The organism is Isoptericola sp. BMS4, assembly GCF_011634835.1.
Classification (GTDB): Bacteria; Actinomycetota; Actinomycetes; order Actinomycetales; family Cellulomonadaceae; genus Isoptericola.
Window position 1 is genome coordinate 1 of record NZ_SIRP01000002.1, and the last position, 16,229, is coordinate 16,229.

The 16,229-nt window shown below is 75.5% G+C and carries 14 protein-coding genes and 1 pseudogene; 8 read left to right on the forward strand and 7 right to left on the reverse strand.

Annotated features, from left to right (window positions below):
• Positions 1 to 195 precede the first annotated feature (195 nt).
• Positions 196 to 891 carry a haloacid dehalogenase type II gene (locus tag EYB28_RS19445; protein ID WP_166852842.1) on the forward strand — a complete coding sequence of 232 codons (696 nt, stop codon included), beginning with the start codon at positions 196 to 198 and terminating at the stop codon, positions 889 to 891.
• On the opposite strand, the gene EYB28_RS19450 is transcribed toward EYB28_RS19445, so the two are convergent.
• The 3 genes from EYB28_RS19450 to EYB28_RS19460 all read right to left on the reverse strand — a co-directional run bounded on the left by EYB28_RS19450 (position 888) and on the right by EYB28_RS19460 (position 6,090).
• Positions 888 to 2,573 (reverse strand): amidohydrolase, encoded by a 1,686-nt coding sequence (locus EYB28_RS19450; protein ID WP_166852845.1) that lies wholly within the window; start codon positions 2,571 to 2,573, stop codon positions 888 to 890. The genes EYB28_RS19445 and EYB28_RS19450 overlap by 4 nt on opposite strands.
• The gene (locus tag EYB28_RS19455) at positions 2,570 to 3,364 is read right to left on the reverse strand and encodes a MoaF C-terminal domain-containing protein (RefSeq protein WP_166852848.1); all 795 of its coding nucleotides are present in this window, start codon (positions 3,362 to 3,364) and stop codon (positions 2,570 to 2,572) included. Before EYB28_RS19455 ends, EYB28_RS19450 begins: the two co-directional genes overlap by 4 nt.
• Before the next feature lie 71 nt (positions 3,365 to 3,435).
• On the reverse strand, positions 3,436 to 6,090 hold the full coding sequence (locus tag EYB28_RS19460) for a primary-amine oxidase (RefSeq protein WP_240930778.1): 2,655 nt from the start codon (positions 6,088 to 6,090) through the stop codon (positions 3,436 to 3,438).
• Positions 6,091 to 6,312: 222 nt separating this feature from the next.
• Here EYB28_RS19460 and EYB28_RS19465 point away from each other — a divergent pair, with 222 nt between their 5' ends.
• The gene (locus tag EYB28_RS19465) at positions 6,313 to 7,482 is read left to right on the forward strand and encodes an MBL fold metallo-hydrolase (RefSeq protein WP_166852851.1); all 1,170 of its coding nucleotides are present in this window, start codon (positions 6,313 to 6,315) and stop codon (positions 7,480 to 7,482) included.
• A 64-nt stretch (positions 7,483 to 7,546) separates the two neighbouring features.
• On the opposite strand, the gene EYB28_RS19470 is transcribed toward EYB28_RS19465, so the two are convergent.
• Positions 7,547 to 8,890 carry an alpha-L-fucosidase gene (locus tag EYB28_RS19470; protein WP_166852854.1) on the reverse strand — a complete coding sequence of 448 codons (1,344 nt, stop codon included), beginning with the start codon at positions 8,888 to 8,890 and terminating at the stop codon, positions 7,547 to 7,549.
• Between the two features lie 262 nt (positions 8,891 to 9,152).
• On the opposite strand from EYB28_RS19470, the gene EYB28_RS19475 reads away from it, so the two are divergent.
• Genes EYB28_RS19475 through EYB28_RS19495 form a run of 5 tightly spaced genes read left to right on the forward strand, consistent with a single transcriptional unit; the run spans position 9,153 to position 13,273 of the window.
• Positions 9,153 to 10,064 (forward strand): amidohydrolase, encoded by a 912-nt coding sequence (locus EYB28_RS19475; RefSeq protein WP_205711068.1) that lies wholly within the window; start codon positions 9,153 to 9,155, stop codon positions 10,062 to 10,064.
• Positions 10,061 to 10,861: an SDR family NAD(P)-dependent oxidoreductase gene (locus EYB28_RS19480; protein ID WP_166852872.1), complete on the forward strand. Its 801-nt coding sequence runs from the start codon at positions 10,061 to 10,063 to the stop codon at positions 10,859 to 10,861. Before EYB28_RS19475 ends, EYB28_RS19480 begins: the two co-directional genes overlap by 4 nt.
• Complete coding sequence (locus EYB28_RS19485) at positions 10,858 to 11,886, forward strand: aldo/keto reductase (RefSeq protein WP_240930779.1); 1,029 nt, start codon at positions 10,858 to 10,860, stop codon at positions 11,884 to 11,886. Before EYB28_RS19480 ends, EYB28_RS19485 begins: the two co-directional genes overlap by 4 nt.
• Before the next feature lie 59 nt (positions 11,887 to 11,945).
• Positions 11,946 to 12,821: a fumarylacetoacetate hydrolase family protein gene (locus tag EYB28_RS19490; protein ID WP_166852857.1), complete on the forward strand. Its 876-nt coding sequence runs from the start codon at positions 11,946 to 11,948 to the stop codon at positions 12,819 to 12,821.
• 2 nt (positions 12,822 to 12,823) lie between these two features.
• Positions 12,824 to 13,273 (forward strand): RbsD/FucU family protein, encoded by a 450-nt coding sequence (locus EYB28_RS19495; RefSeq protein ID WP_166852860.1) that lies wholly within the window; start codon positions 12,824 to 12,826, stop codon positions 13,271 to 13,273.
• A 37-nt stretch (positions 13,274 to 13,310) separates the two neighbouring features.
• Here the strand turns inward: EYB28_RS19495 and EYB28_RS19500 are convergent, their stop codons facing one another.
• Positions 13,311 to 14,420 (reverse strand): epoxide hydrolase family protein, encoded by a 1,110-nt coding sequence (locus tag EYB28_RS19500; RefSeq protein WP_166852863.1) that lies wholly within the window; start codon positions 14,418 to 14,420, stop codon positions 13,311 to 13,313.
• 128 nt (positions 14,421 to 14,548) lie between these two features.
• Between EYB28_RS19500 and EYB28_RS19505 the strand changes: the two genes are divergently transcribed.
• The gene (locus EYB28_RS19505) at positions 14,549 to 15,199 is read left to right on the forward strand and encodes a TetR/AcrR family transcriptional regulator (protein ID WP_166852866.1); all 651 of its coding nucleotides are present in this window, start codon (positions 14,549 to 14,551) and stop codon (positions 15,197 to 15,199) included.
• Positions 15,200 to 15,247: 48 nt separating this feature from the next.
• Here EYB28_RS19505 and EYB28_RS19510 read toward each other — a convergent pair whose 3' ends face one another.
• The gene (locus EYB28_RS19510; RefSeq protein ID WP_166852869.1) at positions 15,248 to 15,958 is read right to left on the reverse strand and encodes a FadR/GntR family transcriptional regulator; all 711 of its coding nucleotides are present in this window, start codon (positions 15,956 to 15,958) and stop codon (positions 15,248 to 15,250) included.
• 166 nt (positions 15,959 to 16,124) lie between these two features.
• Positions 16,125 to 16,229: pseudogene (locus tag EYB28_RS20455) on the reverse strand (Fe-Mn family superoxide dismutase); the annotation flags it as partial.

A 16,229-nucleotide genomic window follows, 5' to 3' on the forward strand; every position in this document is an offset into this window, starting at 1 on the left:
CTTCGCCCTGATGCTCGTCGTGTCCGCCGCCTGCCTCGTGGCGGCGCTCGGCTGCTCCGTCGCGCTCAACGGCGGACGGCTCGTCGAGGCCCGCCAGGCTGGGTGACCACCACAACCTGGGGGTCGCGATCACCGATGGTGGCGACCCTCAGGTCGTTGTCGGGCGGGGGCGGCCTCGGCCGGTAGGTTGGCCGCGTGCACAGTCCTCTGGGAACCGGCCGCCCCGTCCTCGTGTTCGACGTCCTCGGCACGCTCGTCGACCAGGCGGGCAGCCTGGCGGTCCAGGTCCGGGAGGCGGCGGGTCTCGACGACGCCGCCGCCCGGCGCGTGGTCGCGCGGTGGCTGGCGGACGTCGCGGAGCAGGAGCGCGCCGTCGTCGACGGACGCCGGCCGTTCGCGCCGAGCCACGAGCTGGACCGCGAGGCCCTCGACCGCCTGGCGGCCGACGGGTCGGTCCCGGCGTCCGCGGCGGAACGGCTCGCGACGTCCGCGGAGCGGCTGCGCCCCTGGCCGGACACCGTCGCCGGCCTCGAGCGGCTCGCCCGCGACGCCACCCTGGTCGGCCTGTCCAACGCGAGCCGGCGCGCCCTCGCGGGGCTCAGCACCGGCGCGGGCCTGCGCTGGCACCAGCTGCTCTCCGCGCAGGACGTCGGGTCGTACAAGCCGGACCCCGCCCTCTACGCCGCCGCCCTCGACGTGGCCCCGTCCGGCGTCGGCGTGCCCGTCATGGTCGCCGCCCACGCGTGGGACCTGCGGGCGGCCGCGGCGGCCGGCATGCGCACGGCCTACGTGCCCCGCCCGGACGGCGACCCGCCGCGGGAGGACGACCGGTTCGACCTCCACGCGACGGACCTGGCGGACCTGCACGCCCGCCTCGTCGCGGACCTCTAGCGCGAGTCGCCCGGACCCGCCGACGTGGCGCGGTCGAAGACCTGCCGCCCGGCGAACCAGGTCTCCCGCACCGTGGTGCGCACGACCTCCTCGACGTCGACGGCGAACGGGTCGCGGTCGAGCACCACGAAGTCGGCGGACTTGCCCGCCCGCAGCGACCCGGTCTCGTCGCCGAGGCCCATCGCCCGTGCGCCGGCGAGCGTGAACGCCGTCATCGCCTCGTCGAGGGTGAGCGCCTGCTCCGGCCACAGCGTGCCGGGGTAGCGGCCGTACGGGTCGGCGCGGGTCACCAGGCCCTGCATGCCCTCCCACGCGTTCGGCGACTCGGAGACGGGCCAGTCCGACCCGCCCGCGACGAGCGCGCCGCTGTCGAGCAGCGAACGGTTCGGCTGCATGCGCGACGCGCGGTCGGCGGGCAGCACGTCGCCGATGGCGTCCGTGATCACGCCGGGGAACCACAGGAACGGTGAGATGTCCGCGTCCACCCCGAGGGTGGCGAACCGGGTGAGGTCGTCCTCGGCGACGAACTGGCCGTGCGCGATCTGGTACCGGGGCTCGGCGAAGCCCTCGCCGCGCAGCCGCTCGACCGTGTCGAGGACGAGGCGCACGGCGGCGTCGCCGGAGCAGTGGATCTTGGCCGACAGCCCGTGCTCGGCGGTGCGCCGCAGCCACCCGTACAGCTCGTCGGGCGCGAGCGCGGGCGCCCCGCAGTGGTGCGCGCCGTGCTCGTCGTCCGGCAGGTACGGCTCCAGGAACGCGCCCGTACGGGCAGGCGGGACGCCGTCGAGGAAGATCTTGACGAAGTCGGGCCGGTGGTGGGTGGTGCGGTACGGCTCGCCGCCCCACACGAGGTCGTCGCCCACGGCGTCGTAGCCGAAGATCGGGTCGTTCACCGTCAGCGACGTGACGACCCACGCGTCGAGCTCGCCGGCCTCGTCCAGCGAGCGCAGCGCCCCGAGGATCTCCCGCGACGCGGCGGCGTCCTGGAACGCCGTGACGCCGTACCCGCTGAGGATCTCGATCCCGCGCCGCGACGCGGCCCGGTGCTGCTCCGCGGTGAGGGTGCGGCTGCGCGACAGCGCCTCCTCGACGGCGAGGCCCGCCGACTCCAGGAGCACACCGGTGGGCTCTCCGGTGACCGGGTCGAGCTCGACGACGCCGCCCGGCCCGGGGTCGCTGCCAGCGGTGACGCCCGCGAGCTCCAGCGCCCGCGTGCTCGCCCACCGGTTGTGCCGGGAGTCCTCCATGAGCAGCACCGGGCGCCCGCCTGCCGCCTCGTCGAGCCGGCGTCGCACTGCCGCCGACGAGATCTCGGTGCGGCGGTTGCTGCCCCACGCGCCGCCCACGACCCACGCGTCGGCGGGCAGGCCGGCGGCGTGCGCGGCGACGGCGTCGAGGATCTCGGGCAGGTGCGCGCCGGGCGGCAGGGCCAGCTCGAACAGGTCGGCGCGGCCCGCCATGGCGTGGTGGTTGTGCACGTCCACGAGCCCCGGCATGACGAACGCCCCGCCCGCGTCCCGGACGACGGTCCCCGGCCCGGCGTGCGCCCGCGCCTCGGCCTCCGAACCCACGGCCACGAGCCGCCCGTCCGCGACGGCGAACGCCTCGGCCCACGGCGCGGACGGCTCGGCCGTCCACACCCGGGCGCGGACGACGACGAGGTCGGCGGGCCGGGTGCTCACGCGTCGCCCCACACGTCCGAGTGGTCGGTCGTGTTGAGTACCTCGGCGCGCGCCCCGACGGGGAAGTTCACGACCGACGTCGTGTCGAAGCCGTCGTTGCCGAAGATCTTGCCGTCCGTCTTCATCCGCTCGAGGTCGACGAGGAGGAGGCCCAGCGTGGGCACGATCTTCTCCCGCCAGACGAACAGCGTGAGCCGGTCCCGGATCCCGACGTGGTGGCACCGGTCGGTGTCGGCGAGGCCGCGCTCCACCCCGCGCAGGCAGTGCCAGGTGTACAGGTCCGGGGTGAGGTAGACGTGCTCGTACACCTCGTTCGGGGAGTACGTGTACCGGTTGCGCAGCCCCACGAGCTCGGTGGTCGGCGCGTGCAGCGGCGCCGTCGAGCCCGCGACGCGGCCGTGCCGGATCCGGGCCGTGACGCCGGTGGGGTCCTCGCCGCGCTGCACGCGGTCGTACGCGGACTCGGCCCGGACCTCCGCCGTCGGCAGGCCGCCCTCCACGACCGTCACCAGGCCGGCGTCGGTGTCGAGCACGAAGGTCGCCGACGTCGCGTCCGCCCCGGTGCCGACGACGCCGTCGACGAGGTACAGGCCGTCGCGCACCGACGTCACCCGGACCGGGGCCTCGGTGCCGCCCCAGCGGGCCACGCCGCCGGAGACCGTCAGGGTCACCGGCTCGGGCAGCTCGAGGTCGAACGACGCGCCGTCGAGGTCACCGGTGGGCTCGAGGACGTCGGCGTCGGGGGCGAACCCGTCGCCGAGCGCGCCGACGGGGATGAAGGATTCGGTCATGGTGGCCTCACTGGTGCGACGGTGCGGTGGACGTCGGGGCCGGACGCCGTGGCGTGCGCCCCGCTCGCACGCTATGCGGCGGCCGGGGAGCGGCGGATGCGCGGACGCGCACCCCGCTTGCCCGAGAGTGCACGACCTCGGCGCGTGACCGGGACGGCGCCGGCGACTACAGGAACGCCGCTCCCGCCATCGCCGCGACCGCCGCCGCGCCGGCGAGCGCCTCGGCCCGGGCGGTGCGGTCGCGCCCGGGGCGTACCCCGACGGCGCACGACGCGGCGACGTGCACGGCGGCCGCCAGGAACGCGACCACGGCGAGGGCGTCGCCGTGCTGGTGGGCGCCGTCGTGCGGCACGGCGGCGCCGTGCGGCCCCATGGTCGCGGTGAGCGCGGCCATCACCGGCAGGCACGTCACGTGCAGCAGGTGCGCCGCCCCGCCGGGCGCGGCGCCCGCGGTGGTGGGCAGCGGCGGGCGGCCCGCCCAGGCCAGGACGGTGCCCGCCGCGAGCAGGGCGGCCGTCCAGCCGAGCGGACCCCACGGGACCGGCAGCGGGGCGACGGCCGCGGCGTCGGCCATCGACGCGAGCATGACGACGCCGGCGAGCACCGACGCCGCGCGGGCGCGTCCGCGCGTCCTGCGTACCCCGCCCAGCACGGCCACGGCCGCCGGCGGCAGCGCGAGCACGTGCAGGGCCGCGTCGCTCACGCGCAGCCGCAGCGTCCGCCGCCGCGTCGTGCCCGGCGTCGTGCCCGGCGGCGTGGTGCCCGCCCGCGCCGTCCGGCAGGTCCAGGGCGGGGTTGCGGTCGCAGAAGCCGTACGGCTTGAGGGTGAAGCCCGAGTAGTCGACCGGCATGATCGGCCAGTCCTCGGGGCGCGGCACGTGCGTGGGGCCGAAGACGTGCCACAGCACGAGGTCGGTGCCGTCGAGGTCGCGGTCGGCGGCCGTCCACGCGGGCAGGCCGGCGCCGCCGGCGTGCGCGTTCGGGTGGTCACCGGCGGGGAACCGCTCGGCCGGGTCGAACGCCGTCGCCCACAGGTGCTTCGTCGCGAAGGTGGCGCGGCCGTGCACCGTCGAGTCCGGCTGGGCCATGAGCACCGGGCCGCCCTGGGGGTGCAGGTGGTACGCGGTGGGCCTGCCCACGTGGTTGCGGCGGTGCGCGCTGGCGACCTCCCACACCCGGCCCGCGGCCGGGTCGGCGAGGCGCGCGGCCTCCGACTCGCGGGCGAGCTGCCGGCTGCGCCACGTGAACGCGTTGCCGTGGGGGTTGTCCTCGCCCGTGGGGATGCCCACGACGTCGACCTCGTGCAGCGTGTTGTCCTCACCGTCGACGGCCATGTCGAGCCGGGCGCAGAACAGGTGCTGGTGCACGGGGGTGAAGATGCCCGGGGCGATCTCGGGGGCGTGCGGGTTGTCGCTGCCGGGGATCCCGGCGCCCGCGAACACGATGCCGGTGGCCTTGGCCTCGACCTGGATCGTGCCGTCCAGGTACAGGTACCAGAAGAAGCCGTAGTCGTAGTTGCCGATGGTGGCGAAGTAGCTGATGACGAGGCGGCGGCTGCGGCGCACCTCCGCGTTCCCCGCGAGGTCGGTGTGCTTCCACAGCACGCCGTAGTCCTCCTCGTGCATGCACACGGCCTGCGGGATCTTCACGGGGTTCCCGTGGTCGTCCGCGACGAACGCGTCGAGGTAGTGGATGACGCCGAGGCAGTCGCACCCGAGCGCCAGGGAGTTGGCGTTCTTGCCGAGCAGGTACTCCCCGGCGTCGAAGTAGCTGATCCAGAACCGCGTGGACGACGTGTCCCCGTAGGGGACCACCATCTCGGGGACGCTGCCGCGGTACAGCACCGGGCGGTCCTCGGCGTCGTCCCCGGCGCCGTCGCGGAACGACACCGTGTTCAGCACCAGGCCCTCGCGGGCGTTGAAGCCGATCCGGAACCGCCAGCTCTCCCACGTCACCTCGCTGCCGTCGACGGCGAAGCTCGGGCCCTGCGGCTGGGTGATCTCGATCGGCTTGAGGCTGGTGCGCGCCGGGCCCCGGGCGGCGAGGGAGTAGTCGCCGGACGCCATCGGGACGGGCACGTCGCCGTCGTCCTCCACGCGGATCGCGCGCCCCTCGGTGAGGTCGATGTGCACGACCAGCCCCTCGACGGGGTGCGCCCAGGGGCTGTCGTCGGGGTGGGCGCGCAGGAATGTCAGCGACCGGATGACCCGGCGCCCCGTCTCGTCCTCCCGGCCGAAGTACCCCGGCGCGAGCGGGGCGCAGAACGCGTCCTCCATGTGCTCGGCGAGGCCGCGGCGGCGCATCGCCGCCTGCCACCCGGGCGTGGCCTTCGCGATCTCGGCCGCGGCGTCGTACTCCTCGAAGAGATACTGCGGCTGCCCGTACGGCGCGCTGTCGTTCTCCAGCACCGTGTGCGCGTCCACCTCGCGGCGGGTCACCGACACGACGGCCTCGCTCGCGCGGCCCGTGGCGCGGTCCAGGAGCGTCACCGCCACCCGGCGGTCCAGCGGGGCGCCCGGCTGCCACGCCGCGACCTCGGCCTTGGACGGCTCGGCCGGGAGCAGCTGCGGCACCCGCACGTCGTCGCCGAGCAGCCCGGCGCCCGCGAGCACCTCGCGGGCCGCGGCGATCTCGTCGGCCGTCAGCGGGTCGAGCGGGTGGACGGCGGTCGTGGGCGTGCTCACGCGGGCGCCGTGCGTGTGCGTGGTGTCGGGGAGGTGCGTCATCACGGTCCTCGGTCGGGCGGTCGGTCCGCCCAGTATCGGGACGTCGCGGCGGGGCCGCCATGACCGTGGGCGCGGGGCGGTTGTCCCAGCGCGAACGGGCCCGCCGGGAGCGGCGGTCGTGCCCGCCCGGTCAACCGGCGTGCGTGCTGGGAACAGCGGGCCCGTGGCGGTGCATCGCAAGATCGGAGGTCCACGCATCCACGACGACGGAGGTCAGCGGCGATGACGACGCATGGCGAGAGGGAATCGGACGGCGCGGCGGCGGTGTCCCGGCGAGGGCTGCTGCGAGCCGGGACGATCGGTGCGGCGGCGGCCTGGGGCAGCGGCACCGTGGGCGCGACGGCGGCGGCAGCAGCGCCGTCGGCGGATGCGGCTCCGGGTCGAGGTGCGGGCGCGGACGTCGAGATCGTCGCCCTGGGAACCGCGGCAGGGCCGCCATTGGCTACCGGCCGTGCCGGAATCTCGACCGTGCTGCGGGTGCATGGGCGCAACTACGTGGTTGACTGCGGACGCAGCGCGGTGACGCAGTACAACCGTGCCGGGTTGCTGCTGTCCGACCTTGCCGCGGTGCTCATCACCCACCTGCACGCCGACCATCTCGCGGACTACTACAACTTCTTCCTGCTCGGCGGTTGGGGCGACGGAGACCGCGAGGGCGACGGCATCTCGCAGCGCGTCCCCGTCTACGGGCCTGGACCGGCAGGTGCGCTCCCACCAGCGTTTGGCGGCGGGGAGGTGCCGACTGTCGCGCCCGACCACCCGACGCCCGGGCTTGCCGACCTCACTCACTTGAGCATCGAGGCGCACGCCTACTCCACCAACGTCTTCCTGCGCGACTCCGGCATCCCGGACGTGCGCGAGCTGATCGACGTGCACGAGATCGAGGTGCCCGACGTCGGGGCGGACCCGCTGGGCGAGACAGCACCGGCGATGGACCCGTTCGTCGTGGCCGAGGACGACCGGGTGCGGGTCAGTGCGATCCTCGTGCCGCACGGGCCCGTCTTCCCGTCGTTCGCCTTCCGGTTCGACACCGACGACGGCTCGATCGTGTTCTCCGGGGACACCGCCCGTAGCGACAACGTCGTGCGCCTGGCCTCCGGCGCCGACGTGCTCGTCCACGAGGCCATCGATCTCGACTTCTACCACGGCGCCGGAATGTCGGAGGCGGTGCTGAGCCACCTGGAGAAGTCGCACACCACCACCGAGGACGTCGGGCGGGTGGCGCAGGCGGCGGGCGTGGGCACCCTGGTGCTCAGCCACCTGGCGCCCGGGGCCGAGGGCACCGTGCCCGACGGGCGGTGGGTCTCGCGCGCCCGGCGGCACTTCGACGGCCGCGTCGTCCGCGCCCACGAGCTGACACGGATCCCGGTGCGGCGCCGCGCCGCGCGGTAGTGCCTCCCGTGCCGCGGTAGTGCGCGCGGGGCACGACCGCGGCACGCACGGCACTACCGCGCGGTCACTCCGGCGGGGCGTCGAGGAAGAGCTCCACCACCGGCACCGCGACGTCGGGCCGTCCCGCGGGCAGGTGCAGGGTCAGCGTGCCGGGCGGCTGACCGCCCGGCGTCGTGTTCCAGGCCTGCTGGTCGGGGTCGATGCGGGTGCTGTGCAGCTCGGAGCCGTCGTGCAGGAGCTGCGCGTACCGCACCCGGTCGCCGACGCCGCGCAGGTGCACGTGCCCGAACGGCCACGCGAACAGGTGCAGGTACAGCCGGTCGCCGCGCTGGGTGAGCACGACGCCGGGCGGCAGGCCCGGCGCGAGGGCGTCGGCGAGCGCGGGCTCGGCCGGGCCGGCGCCGTGGACCGACCGGGCGTGCAGGCGCATCCACTCCCCGAGGGCCGCCAGGCTGTCGCGGTCCCGCGGCGGCACCGACCCGCGGCCGTCCGGGCCGATGTTCAGCAGCAGGTTGCCGCCCTTGGACACGGTGTCCACGAGCATGCGCACCAGCAGGTCCGGGTCCTTGAACGCCGTGTTGTCGCGGTCGTAGCCCCAGCTGCCGTTGAGGGTCTGGCATGCCTCCCACACGACGAGGTTCCCGTCGGCGTCGCGCATCGGCCCGTCGGGCTGGTACTGCTCCGGGGTGACGAGGTCGCCGGGGATGCCGAGCCGGTCGTTGACGACGGCCTGCGGCTGCAGCTCCCGCACCAGGGCGAGCAGGCGCTCGGCGTCCCAGTCCTCGGGGTACTTGCCGCGCCAGTCGTCGGCGTCGTAGGCGTAGGTGAAGTCGAAGAAGACGTAGTCGATCGCCCCGTACCCGGTGAGCAGCTCGCGCACCTGCGCGTGCAGGTACTCGCGGTACCGGGCCATGTCGCGGCCGTCGTTGAGGGCGTGCGCGTCGGGGTCGTCGCGGCGGGGGTGCACGTGGTCGACGGTGAAGTCGGGATGGTGCCAGTCGATGAGCGAGTGGTACAGCCCGAGGCGCAGCCCCTCGGCGCGCACCGCCTCGGCCAGCTCGGCGACGAGGTCACGCCCGCGGCTGGTCGCGATCGAGTAGTCGCTGACGGCGGAGTCCCACAGGGCGAACCCGTCGTGGTGCTTGGTGGTGAGCACGACGTACCGCATGCCGGCGTCCTTGGCGGCGCGGGCGATGGCGCGCGCGTCGAAGAGGTCCGGGTCGAAGACGTCGACGTAGCGTTCGTACCGCTCCACCGTCGTCCGCTCACGGGTCATGACCCACTCGTGCCGGGCGGCGGCGGAGTAGAGGCCGAAGTGGATGAACAGCCCGAACCGGGCCTCGGTGAACCACGACTGCTCGGGCCGCAGCGACGGGGCGTGAGCGGCGGACGGGTGGGTCGGGGGCATGGGTCACTCCTCGTCGAGCACGGGCGGCGGGTCGCCCCGGTCGAGACGCCGACGACCTCGGAGAGGTATGACGTATCGCCGGGGCAACCCCGAGCCTATCGGGAGTACTTCGACGGAGTCGACTCGTGGCGCGGGGCGCTTCGCGTGTTATAGATTGGATGAATTCGAGTCGAGGAGGTCCGAATGCCTGACGTCGTGGTCGACGCCCACCACCACCTGTGGGTCCGCGCGCACCCCGCAGGACTGGGTCGACCCCGCGACCATGGCGGCCATCGACGCCGACTTCCCCGTGCAGGACGTTCCCGCCGCCGCCCACGGCGTCGCCGCGACCGTCGTCGTGCAGACGGTGAGCCGCTGGGACGAGACCGTCGACCTGCTCGCCACCGCGGTCTCCCCGGCGGGCCGCGACGCCCGCCTCGCCGGCGTCGTCGGGTGGGCCGACCTGTTCGCCCCCGACCTCGCCGCACGGCTCGACGCCCTGCGCGCCGGCCCCGGCGGGGACAGGCTCGTCGGGATCCGCACCATGGTGCAGGCCGAGGTCGACCCCGCCTACCTCGACCGGGACGACGTGCGCGCCGGGATCGCGACCGTGGCCGCCGCCGGCCTGCCGTTCGACCTCGTCGTCCGGCACGACCAGCTCGCCGCGTGCGCGCGCCTGGCCGCCGCCCTGCCCGACGCCCGGTTCGTGCTCGACCACCTCGGCAAGCCGCCGATCGCCGCCGCCTCGCCCGGCCCCGGCACGCCGGGTGATCCCACGGCCCTCGCCGCCTGGCGCCGCGACCTCGCCGCCCTCGCCGCGCGGCCCAACGTGGTCGCCAAGCTCTCCGGGCTCGTCACCGAGGCCCGGTGGGACGCGCTGGGCGGGCGGTGGAGCGTCGCCGACCTGCGACCGGCCGCGGACCACGCCCTCGAGGTCTTCGGCCCCGACCGGCTCATGTTCGGCTCCGACTGGCCGGTGTGCCTGCTCGCCTCGGGCTACGGGCGCTGGCTGGACACGTGCCGCGAGCTGCTCGCACCGCTCGGGGACGCCGACCGCGCGGCGGTGCTCGCCGGCACGGCCGCCCGCACCTACGGGCTCGACGTCCCCGCCGAGGCCGCTGCCCCGGCCGACACCCTGCACGACACGACCGACACCACCGACACCGCCCCCGTCCGCGAGGAGACCCGCCCGTGACCGCCTCCACCCCGACCACCGCCGGCCTCGCGCCGGCCCCGCCCGAGCTCGACGGCGTCCGCGCCGTCGTCACCGGGGGCGCCTCCGGCATCGGCGCCGCCGTCGTCACGGCCATGCTGGCGCGCGGCGCCCGCGTGGTCGCCATCGACCGGAGCACCGACGGCGTCCCCGACGGCGCCGGGGCCGAGACCGCCGACGTCACCGACGACGCGGCCGTGCGCGCCGCCGTCGCGAACGCCGCCGAGACGCTCGGCGGCATCGACGTCGTCGTCAACAACGCCGGGATCGGGGCGCAGGGCACCGTCGCCGACAACGACGACGACGAGTGGCGGCGCGTGCTGGACGTCAACGTGCTCGGCATCGTCCGCGTCACGCGCGCGGCCCTGCCGTACCTGCGCGCCTCCGCCCACGCGGCCGTCGTCAACACGAGCTCCATCGCCGCCTGGACGGGCCTGCCGGCCCGCGCCCTGTACTCCGCGAGCAAGGGGGCCGTGCAGTCGCTCACCATGGCCATGGCCGCCGACCACGTGCGCGAGGGCATCCGCGTGACGTGCGTCAACCCCGGCACGGTCGACACCCCCTGGGTGGGCCGCCTGCTCGACGCCGCGGACGACCCGGCGGCCGAGCGCGCCGCGCTGGCGGCCCGCCAGCCGACCGGCCGGCTCGTCAGCCCGGAGGCCGTGGCCCACGCCGTGTGCTACCTCGCCAGCCCGCTCGCCACCGCGACGACCGGCACCGCGCTCGCCGTCGACGGCGGCATGCACGACGTGCGGGTCCGCCCGCCGGAGCAGCCGTGAGTGCGCCCGACGACGTGACGACGGGGCCGCTGCCCGCCCGCGAGGTGCGCGCCACCGGCGTCCGCCTGACCAGCCTGGGCTACGGCGCCGCGCAGGCGGGCAACCTGTACCGTGCCACGACCGACGAGGAGACCCACGCGGCCCTCGACGCGGCCTGGGCCGGGGGAGTGCGCTACGTCGACACGGCCCCGCACTACGGCCTGGGCCTGTCCGAGCGGCGCATCGGCCCCTGGCTGCGCGAGCGCCCGCGGGACGAGCTGGTGGTCTCCACCAAGGTCGGGCGCCTGCTGGTGCCCTCGCCCGAGACCGCCGATCGGCGGGACCCGGGCATGTTCGACGTCCCAGCCGACCATCGGCGCGTGCGCGACTACTCCCGCGACGGCGTGCTGCGCTCCCTGGAGTCCAGCCTGGAGCGCACCGGCCTCGACCGGATCGACGTCGTCTACGTGCACGACCCGGACGAGCACGGCGACCAGGCCGTGCGCGAGACGCTCCCGGCGCTCGCGGAGCTGCGCGACCAGGGCGTGATCGGCGCCATCGGGGCGGGCATGAACCAGTCGGCCATGCTCGCGTGGTTCGTGCGCGAGGCAGACGTCGACGTGCTCATGTGCGCCGGCCGCTTCACGCTGCTGGAGCAGCCGGCGCTCGACGACCTGCTGCCCGCCGCTGTCGAGCGGGGCGTCGCGATCGTCGTCGCCGGCGTGTACAACTCGGGGCTGCTGGCCCGCGAGACGCCGCCGGACGACGCGACGTACGACTACGCGCCGGCCTCGGCCGAGCTGCTCGCCCGGACGCGGCGGATCGCCGCCGTCTGCGCCGAGCACGGCGTCACGCTGCCCGAGGCCGCGCTCGCGTACGTGCGCACGCACCCGGCGGTGGTCAGCACCGTCGTGGGGATCCGCACCGCCGACCACGCGCGCGCCGCCGTCGCCCGGCACACCGCCGCCGTGCCCGCCGAGCTGTGGACCGCGCTCGTCGACGCCGGGCTGCTCGCGCCCGCCGCCCACCCCGACGAGCTCGCCTGACGGCCGGCCGACCCGACCCGACCCGCCCGACCGTTCCACGAGAGACACGAGGACACCCGATGCAGCTGCTCCGCCTGGGCCCCGCCGGCCAGGAGACCCCCGCCGTCCACCACGACGGCGTCACCTACGACCTGCGCCCGCTCACGGCCGATGTCGACGGCGCGTTCCTCGCCGCCGACGGCGTCGCCCGCACGCGGGCCGCGCTGGCCGCGGGCGAGCTGCCCGTCCTCGACGGCGCCGACACCCTGCGCCGCGGCGCCCCGGTCGCCCGCCCGGCCGCCGTCGTGTGCGTGGGCCAGAACTACGCCGCGCACGCCCGCGAGTCGGGCGCCGAGCCGCCGCGCCTGCCGATCATCTTCTTCAAGCACCCGGGCACCGTCGTCGGCCCCGACGACACCGTGCCGATCCCGCCCGGCGCCGAGAAGGTCGACTGGGAGGTCGAGCTCGCGATCGTCGTGGGCCGGCGCGCGAGCTACCTGCCGTCGGTCGAGTCCGCGCTGGAGCACGTCGCCGGCTACACCGTCGTCGACGACGTCAGCGAGCGCACCTGGCAGCTCGAGGACTCCCTCGGGCAGTGGTCCAAGGGCAAGTGCGGGCCCGGGTTCCTGCCGACCGGCCCCGCGCTGGTGCCCGCCGACGAGGTCGACCCGGGGAACCTGCGGCTGCGGTCCTTCGTCAACCGCGAGCCGCGGCAGGACTCCACCACCGCGGACATGATCTTCGGCGTCGGGCAGATCGTGCACCACCTGTCGCAGTACATGGCGCTGGAGCCGGGGGACCTGATCTGCACCGGCACCCCCGAGGGCGTCGCGCTCTCGGGCCGCTTCCCGTACCTCGCCGACGGCGACGTGGTCGAGGTGGAGATCGAGGGCCTCGGCCGCCAGCGGCACGCGTTCGCCGCCGCGCGCGTCCCGGCCGTGTCGTCCGGGGCCTGAGGATGCTGCGCTACGAGCTGCTGCACCCGGGCCTGGTCGGGGCCCTCGCGGCCGCGGGGCACGGGTCGCGGATCCTGCTCGCGGACGCCAACTACCCGCACTCCACCGGGGCCGGGCGCGGCGTCGAGCGCGTGCACCTCAACCTGCGGCCCGGCCTGCTGACCGTGGACCAGGTGCTCGAGGTGCTGCTCGACGCCGTGCCCGTGGAGTCCGCCGCCGTGATGGTGCCCGGCGGGGTGGACGGCGACGTGGTCGCCGCGGGGGAGGAGATCCCGGCGCACGCCGGCTACCGGCGGATGCTCGGGAGCGACGTCGCGTGGACCGAGCTGGACCGGTTCGCCTTCTACGACGCCGCGCGGTCCGACGACGTCGCGGTGCTGGTGGCCACCGGTGACCAGCGCGTCTACGCGAACCTGCTGCTGACGCTCGGCGTCCGCACCCCGCCGCGGTAGCGAGCACCCGCGGCGGGGTGCGGACGCGTGGCGGGCGTCACAGGCCGTCGAAGAAGGCCACGACGTCCGCCGCCGTCTGCGCCGGCTCGAGGTACGCCGCGTAGTGCCCGCCCCGCTCGTACGTCGTCCAGCCACGGATGTCGGCGTGGTCGCGCTCGGCGAACCGGCGGATCGACGCGAAGTCGCCCTTCGCCTGTGCCAGCGCGAGGGGCACCGTCGTCGGCGCCGGCCGCTCGTCCGACCCCTGCGCCCGCTGCTGCGCGAGCGCGTTCTCGCGGTACAGCCGCAGAGCCGAGCCCTGCGTGCCGGTGAACCAGTACACGGCGGCGTTCGCCACGACGAACCCTGGGTCGGTCGCGGCCACGTCGCCCATGAGCTGGGCGTGCCACCCGAGCAGGCCCGACGGCGAGTCGGCGAGCGCGTGCGCGAGGGTCTGCGGCTGCTGCGAGTGCAGGGTGTTGAACGCGCCCATCGTCTCCCAGAACCAGCCGAGGTGCGCCAGCGCCGCCTGCTCCTCCTCGTCGAGGTCCTCCATCTCGCCCGGCGCGCCGGTCGGGAACGCGAAGATCTGCGCCACGTGCACGCCGACCACGTGCTCCGGGTCGAGCCGCCCGACCTCCGGGGAGATCATTGCGCCCGCGTCGTTGCCGACGGCGCCGTAGCGCTCGTACCCGAGGCGGTGCATGAGCTCGGCCCACGCCCGCGCGACCCGGGCGTCGTCCCACCCCGGCTCCGTCGTCGGGCCGGAGAACCCGAAGCCGGGGATCGAGGGGACGACGACGTCGTACCCGGCGGCCGTGAGCGGCTCGACGAGGTCGAGGTACTCCAGGGCGGAGCCGGGCCAGCCGTGCGTGAGGACGAGCCCGACGGCGCCCGGCCGCCCGGACCGGGCGACGAAGGCGTGCACCCGCTGGCCGTCGATCGTGGTCTCGACCTGGTCGAGGGCGTTGAGGCGCGCCTCGAGCGCCCGCCAGTCGAAGTCCTCCAGCCAGTACCGGACGAGCTCGCGCACGGTGCTCACGGGGGTGCCGTACGCGCCGTCCGTGCCGATCTCGTCGGTGAAGCGCGTGCGGGACAGGCGCTCGTGGACGTCGTCGAGCTCGGCCTGCGGGACGTCGATGCGGGTGGGGGTGAGCTGGGTGGTCATCGTGGTCTCCTCCGGCGAATAGCGGAACGGAATGCATCGTTCCGTTACTACGGTAGCGGAACGTTCCGTTCCGTTCAACTGGTAGTCTCGCCCCGTCGTCCCGTCCGTCCACCCCCAGGGAGTCAGCCATGACCGTCCCCGCACCGGGCGAGCCGCTGAGCGGCCGCCGCGCTCAGGCCGTCCGCAACGACGGCGCCATCCTCGCGGCCGCGCGCGAGGTGTTCGTCGCCAGCCCGGACGCCCCCGTGGCGGCGGTCGCCCAGGCCGCCGGCGTCGGCATCAGCGCCCTGTACCGGCGGTACCCGAGCAAGGAGGCGCTCATCGCGAGGTTGTGCCTCGACGGCCTCGAACGGTTCGTCGAGGTCGCCCGCCGGGCGCTGGAGGCCGCCGACCCGTGGGACTCCTTCGAGGCGTTCCTGCGGGGTGTCGTCGACGCCGACGTGCACTCGCTGACGGTGCAGCTCGCCGGGCTGTTCACCCCGTCGCCCGAGCATCAGGCGCTCTCCCAGGAGGCCGGGGAGCTCGCGGCCCGCCTCCTGCGCCGGGCGCAGGAGGCGGGGTGCGTGCGGGCCGACGTCGTCGACAACGACCTGCCGATGATCTACGAGCAGCTCGCCGCGATCCGCCTCGGCGACGCCGGGCGCGTGGCCGAGCTGCGGCGGCGGTACCTGGACCTGCAGCTCGCGGGGCTGCGGGCGTCGGCCGCCGGCCACGGCTCCCTCGGCGGCGAGCCGCCCACCGGGGCGGAGCTCGGCGCACGCTGGGTCCCGCACGGCTGAGCCGCGCCGGTGTCGGGCGAACCTGTCCCCGGCGCGGGGCAGAGCCGGTCAGGGCTGCTCGTCGGCCTCCGGTCCGGCGTCCGTCGGCAGCGACTCGCCGACGTCGAGCAGGTGCGCGGCCATGCGGACCCGGGCGGCCTCGGCGTCGCCCGCGGCCAGGGCGCGCCACACGGCCTCGTGGTCGCGGACGGTGCGGGCCTCGGCGCCCTCCTCGTGGCGCCCGCGCCACAGCCGCTCGCGGACGGTGCGCCCGGCGAGCGCCTCGACCAGCGCGGTGAGCACCGGGTTCCCGCTCTGGTCGGCGACGATGCGGTGGAACGCGGTGTCCGCCTCGATGAACGCGGCGTGGTCCACCGGGACGGTCGCGACCGTGCGGGCCGCCTCGTCGAGCACGGTGCGCGCCTGCGCGAGCGCCTCCGGGGTGATGCGGTGCGCGGCGAGCCCGGCGGCCTCGGTCTCGAGGACGCGGCGCACGGCGTGGAACGACGGCGCGGAGCTCGCGCCCTGCAGGTCGACGGCGAACTGCAGGGACGACATCAGGCGGGCGGGGTCGAGGCTCGTGACGTAGGTGCCGTCGCCCTGGCGGGTCTCGAGGACGCCGAGCACGGACAGGGCGCGCACCCCCTCGCGCAGGGAGCCGCGGGAGACGCCGAGCTGGTCGGCGAGGTCCTTCTCGACGGGGAGCCGGTCGCCCGGGCCCAGCTCGCCGTCGGCGATCATGCGACGGACGCCGTCGACGACTTCCTCGGTGCGGGACATGGGTGCAGTATGCCGCAGGACGGCGCCGCTCCCTCGCATTCCTCCGATGAATCACCGCCCGTGTTGTGGTGAGCGCGATCTCGGGGCCCTTCCGTCGGCGGAAGGGCCCCGAGATCGCGCTCACAGCGCGGCGCCTGGCGACGCGCCGGCGATGCTCGCGTGGAGGTCAGGCGGGGACGATCAGCCCGGCGGTCTGGGTACGGGCGCGCTCGAGGCGGGCGGCGACGTCCTGCCAGTTGGCGATGTTCCACACGGCCTTGACGTAGTCGGC

What these genes read in the sequence shown, in the direction of transcription:
- EYB28_RS19475 (WP_205711068.1), top strand. Translation starts at nt 9,153, where the DNA reads ATGGCGGCCATCGACGCCGACTTCCCCGTGCAGGACGTTCCCGCCGCC.
- EYB28_RS19465 (WP_166852851.1), top strand. Translation starts at nt 6,313, where the DNA reads ATGACGACGCATGGCGAGAGGGAATCGGACGGCGCGGCGGCGGTGTCC.
- EYB28_RS19470 (WP_166852854.1), bottom strand. Translation starts at nt 8,890, where the DNA reads ATGCCCCCGACCCACCCGTCCGCCGCTCACGCCCCGTCGCTGCGGCCC.
- EYB28_RS19460 (WP_240930778.1), bottom strand. Translation starts at nt 6,090, where the DNA reads ATGACGCACCTCCCCGACACCACGCACACGCACGGCGCCCGCGTGAGC.
- EYB28_RS19495 (WP_166852860.1), top strand. Translation starts at nt 12,824, where the DNA reads ATGCTGCGCTACGAGCTGCTGCACCCGGGCCTGGTCGGGGCCCTCGCG.
- EYB28_RS19505 (WP_166852866.1), top strand. Translation starts at nt 14,549, where the DNA reads ATGACCGTCCCCGCACCGGGCGAGCCGCTGAGCGGCCGCCGCGCTCAG.
- EYB28_RS19455 (WP_166852848.1), bottom strand. Translation starts at nt 3,364, where the DNA reads ATGACCGAATCCTTCATCCCCGTCGGCGCGCTCGGCGACGGGTTCGCC.
- EYB28_RS19490 (WP_166852857.1), top strand. Translation starts at nt 11,946, where the DNA reads ATGCAGCTGCTCCGCCTGGGCCCCGCCGGCCAGGAGACCCCCGCCGTC.
- EYB28_RS19510 (WP_166852869.1), bottom strand. Translation starts at nt 15,958, where the DNA reads ATGTCCCGCACCGAGGAAGTCGTCGACGGCGTCCGTCGCATGATCGCC.
- EYB28_RS19500 (WP_166852863.1), bottom strand. Translation starts at nt 14,420, where the DNA reads ATGACCACCCAGCTCACCCCCACCCGCATCGACGTCCCGCAGGCCGAG.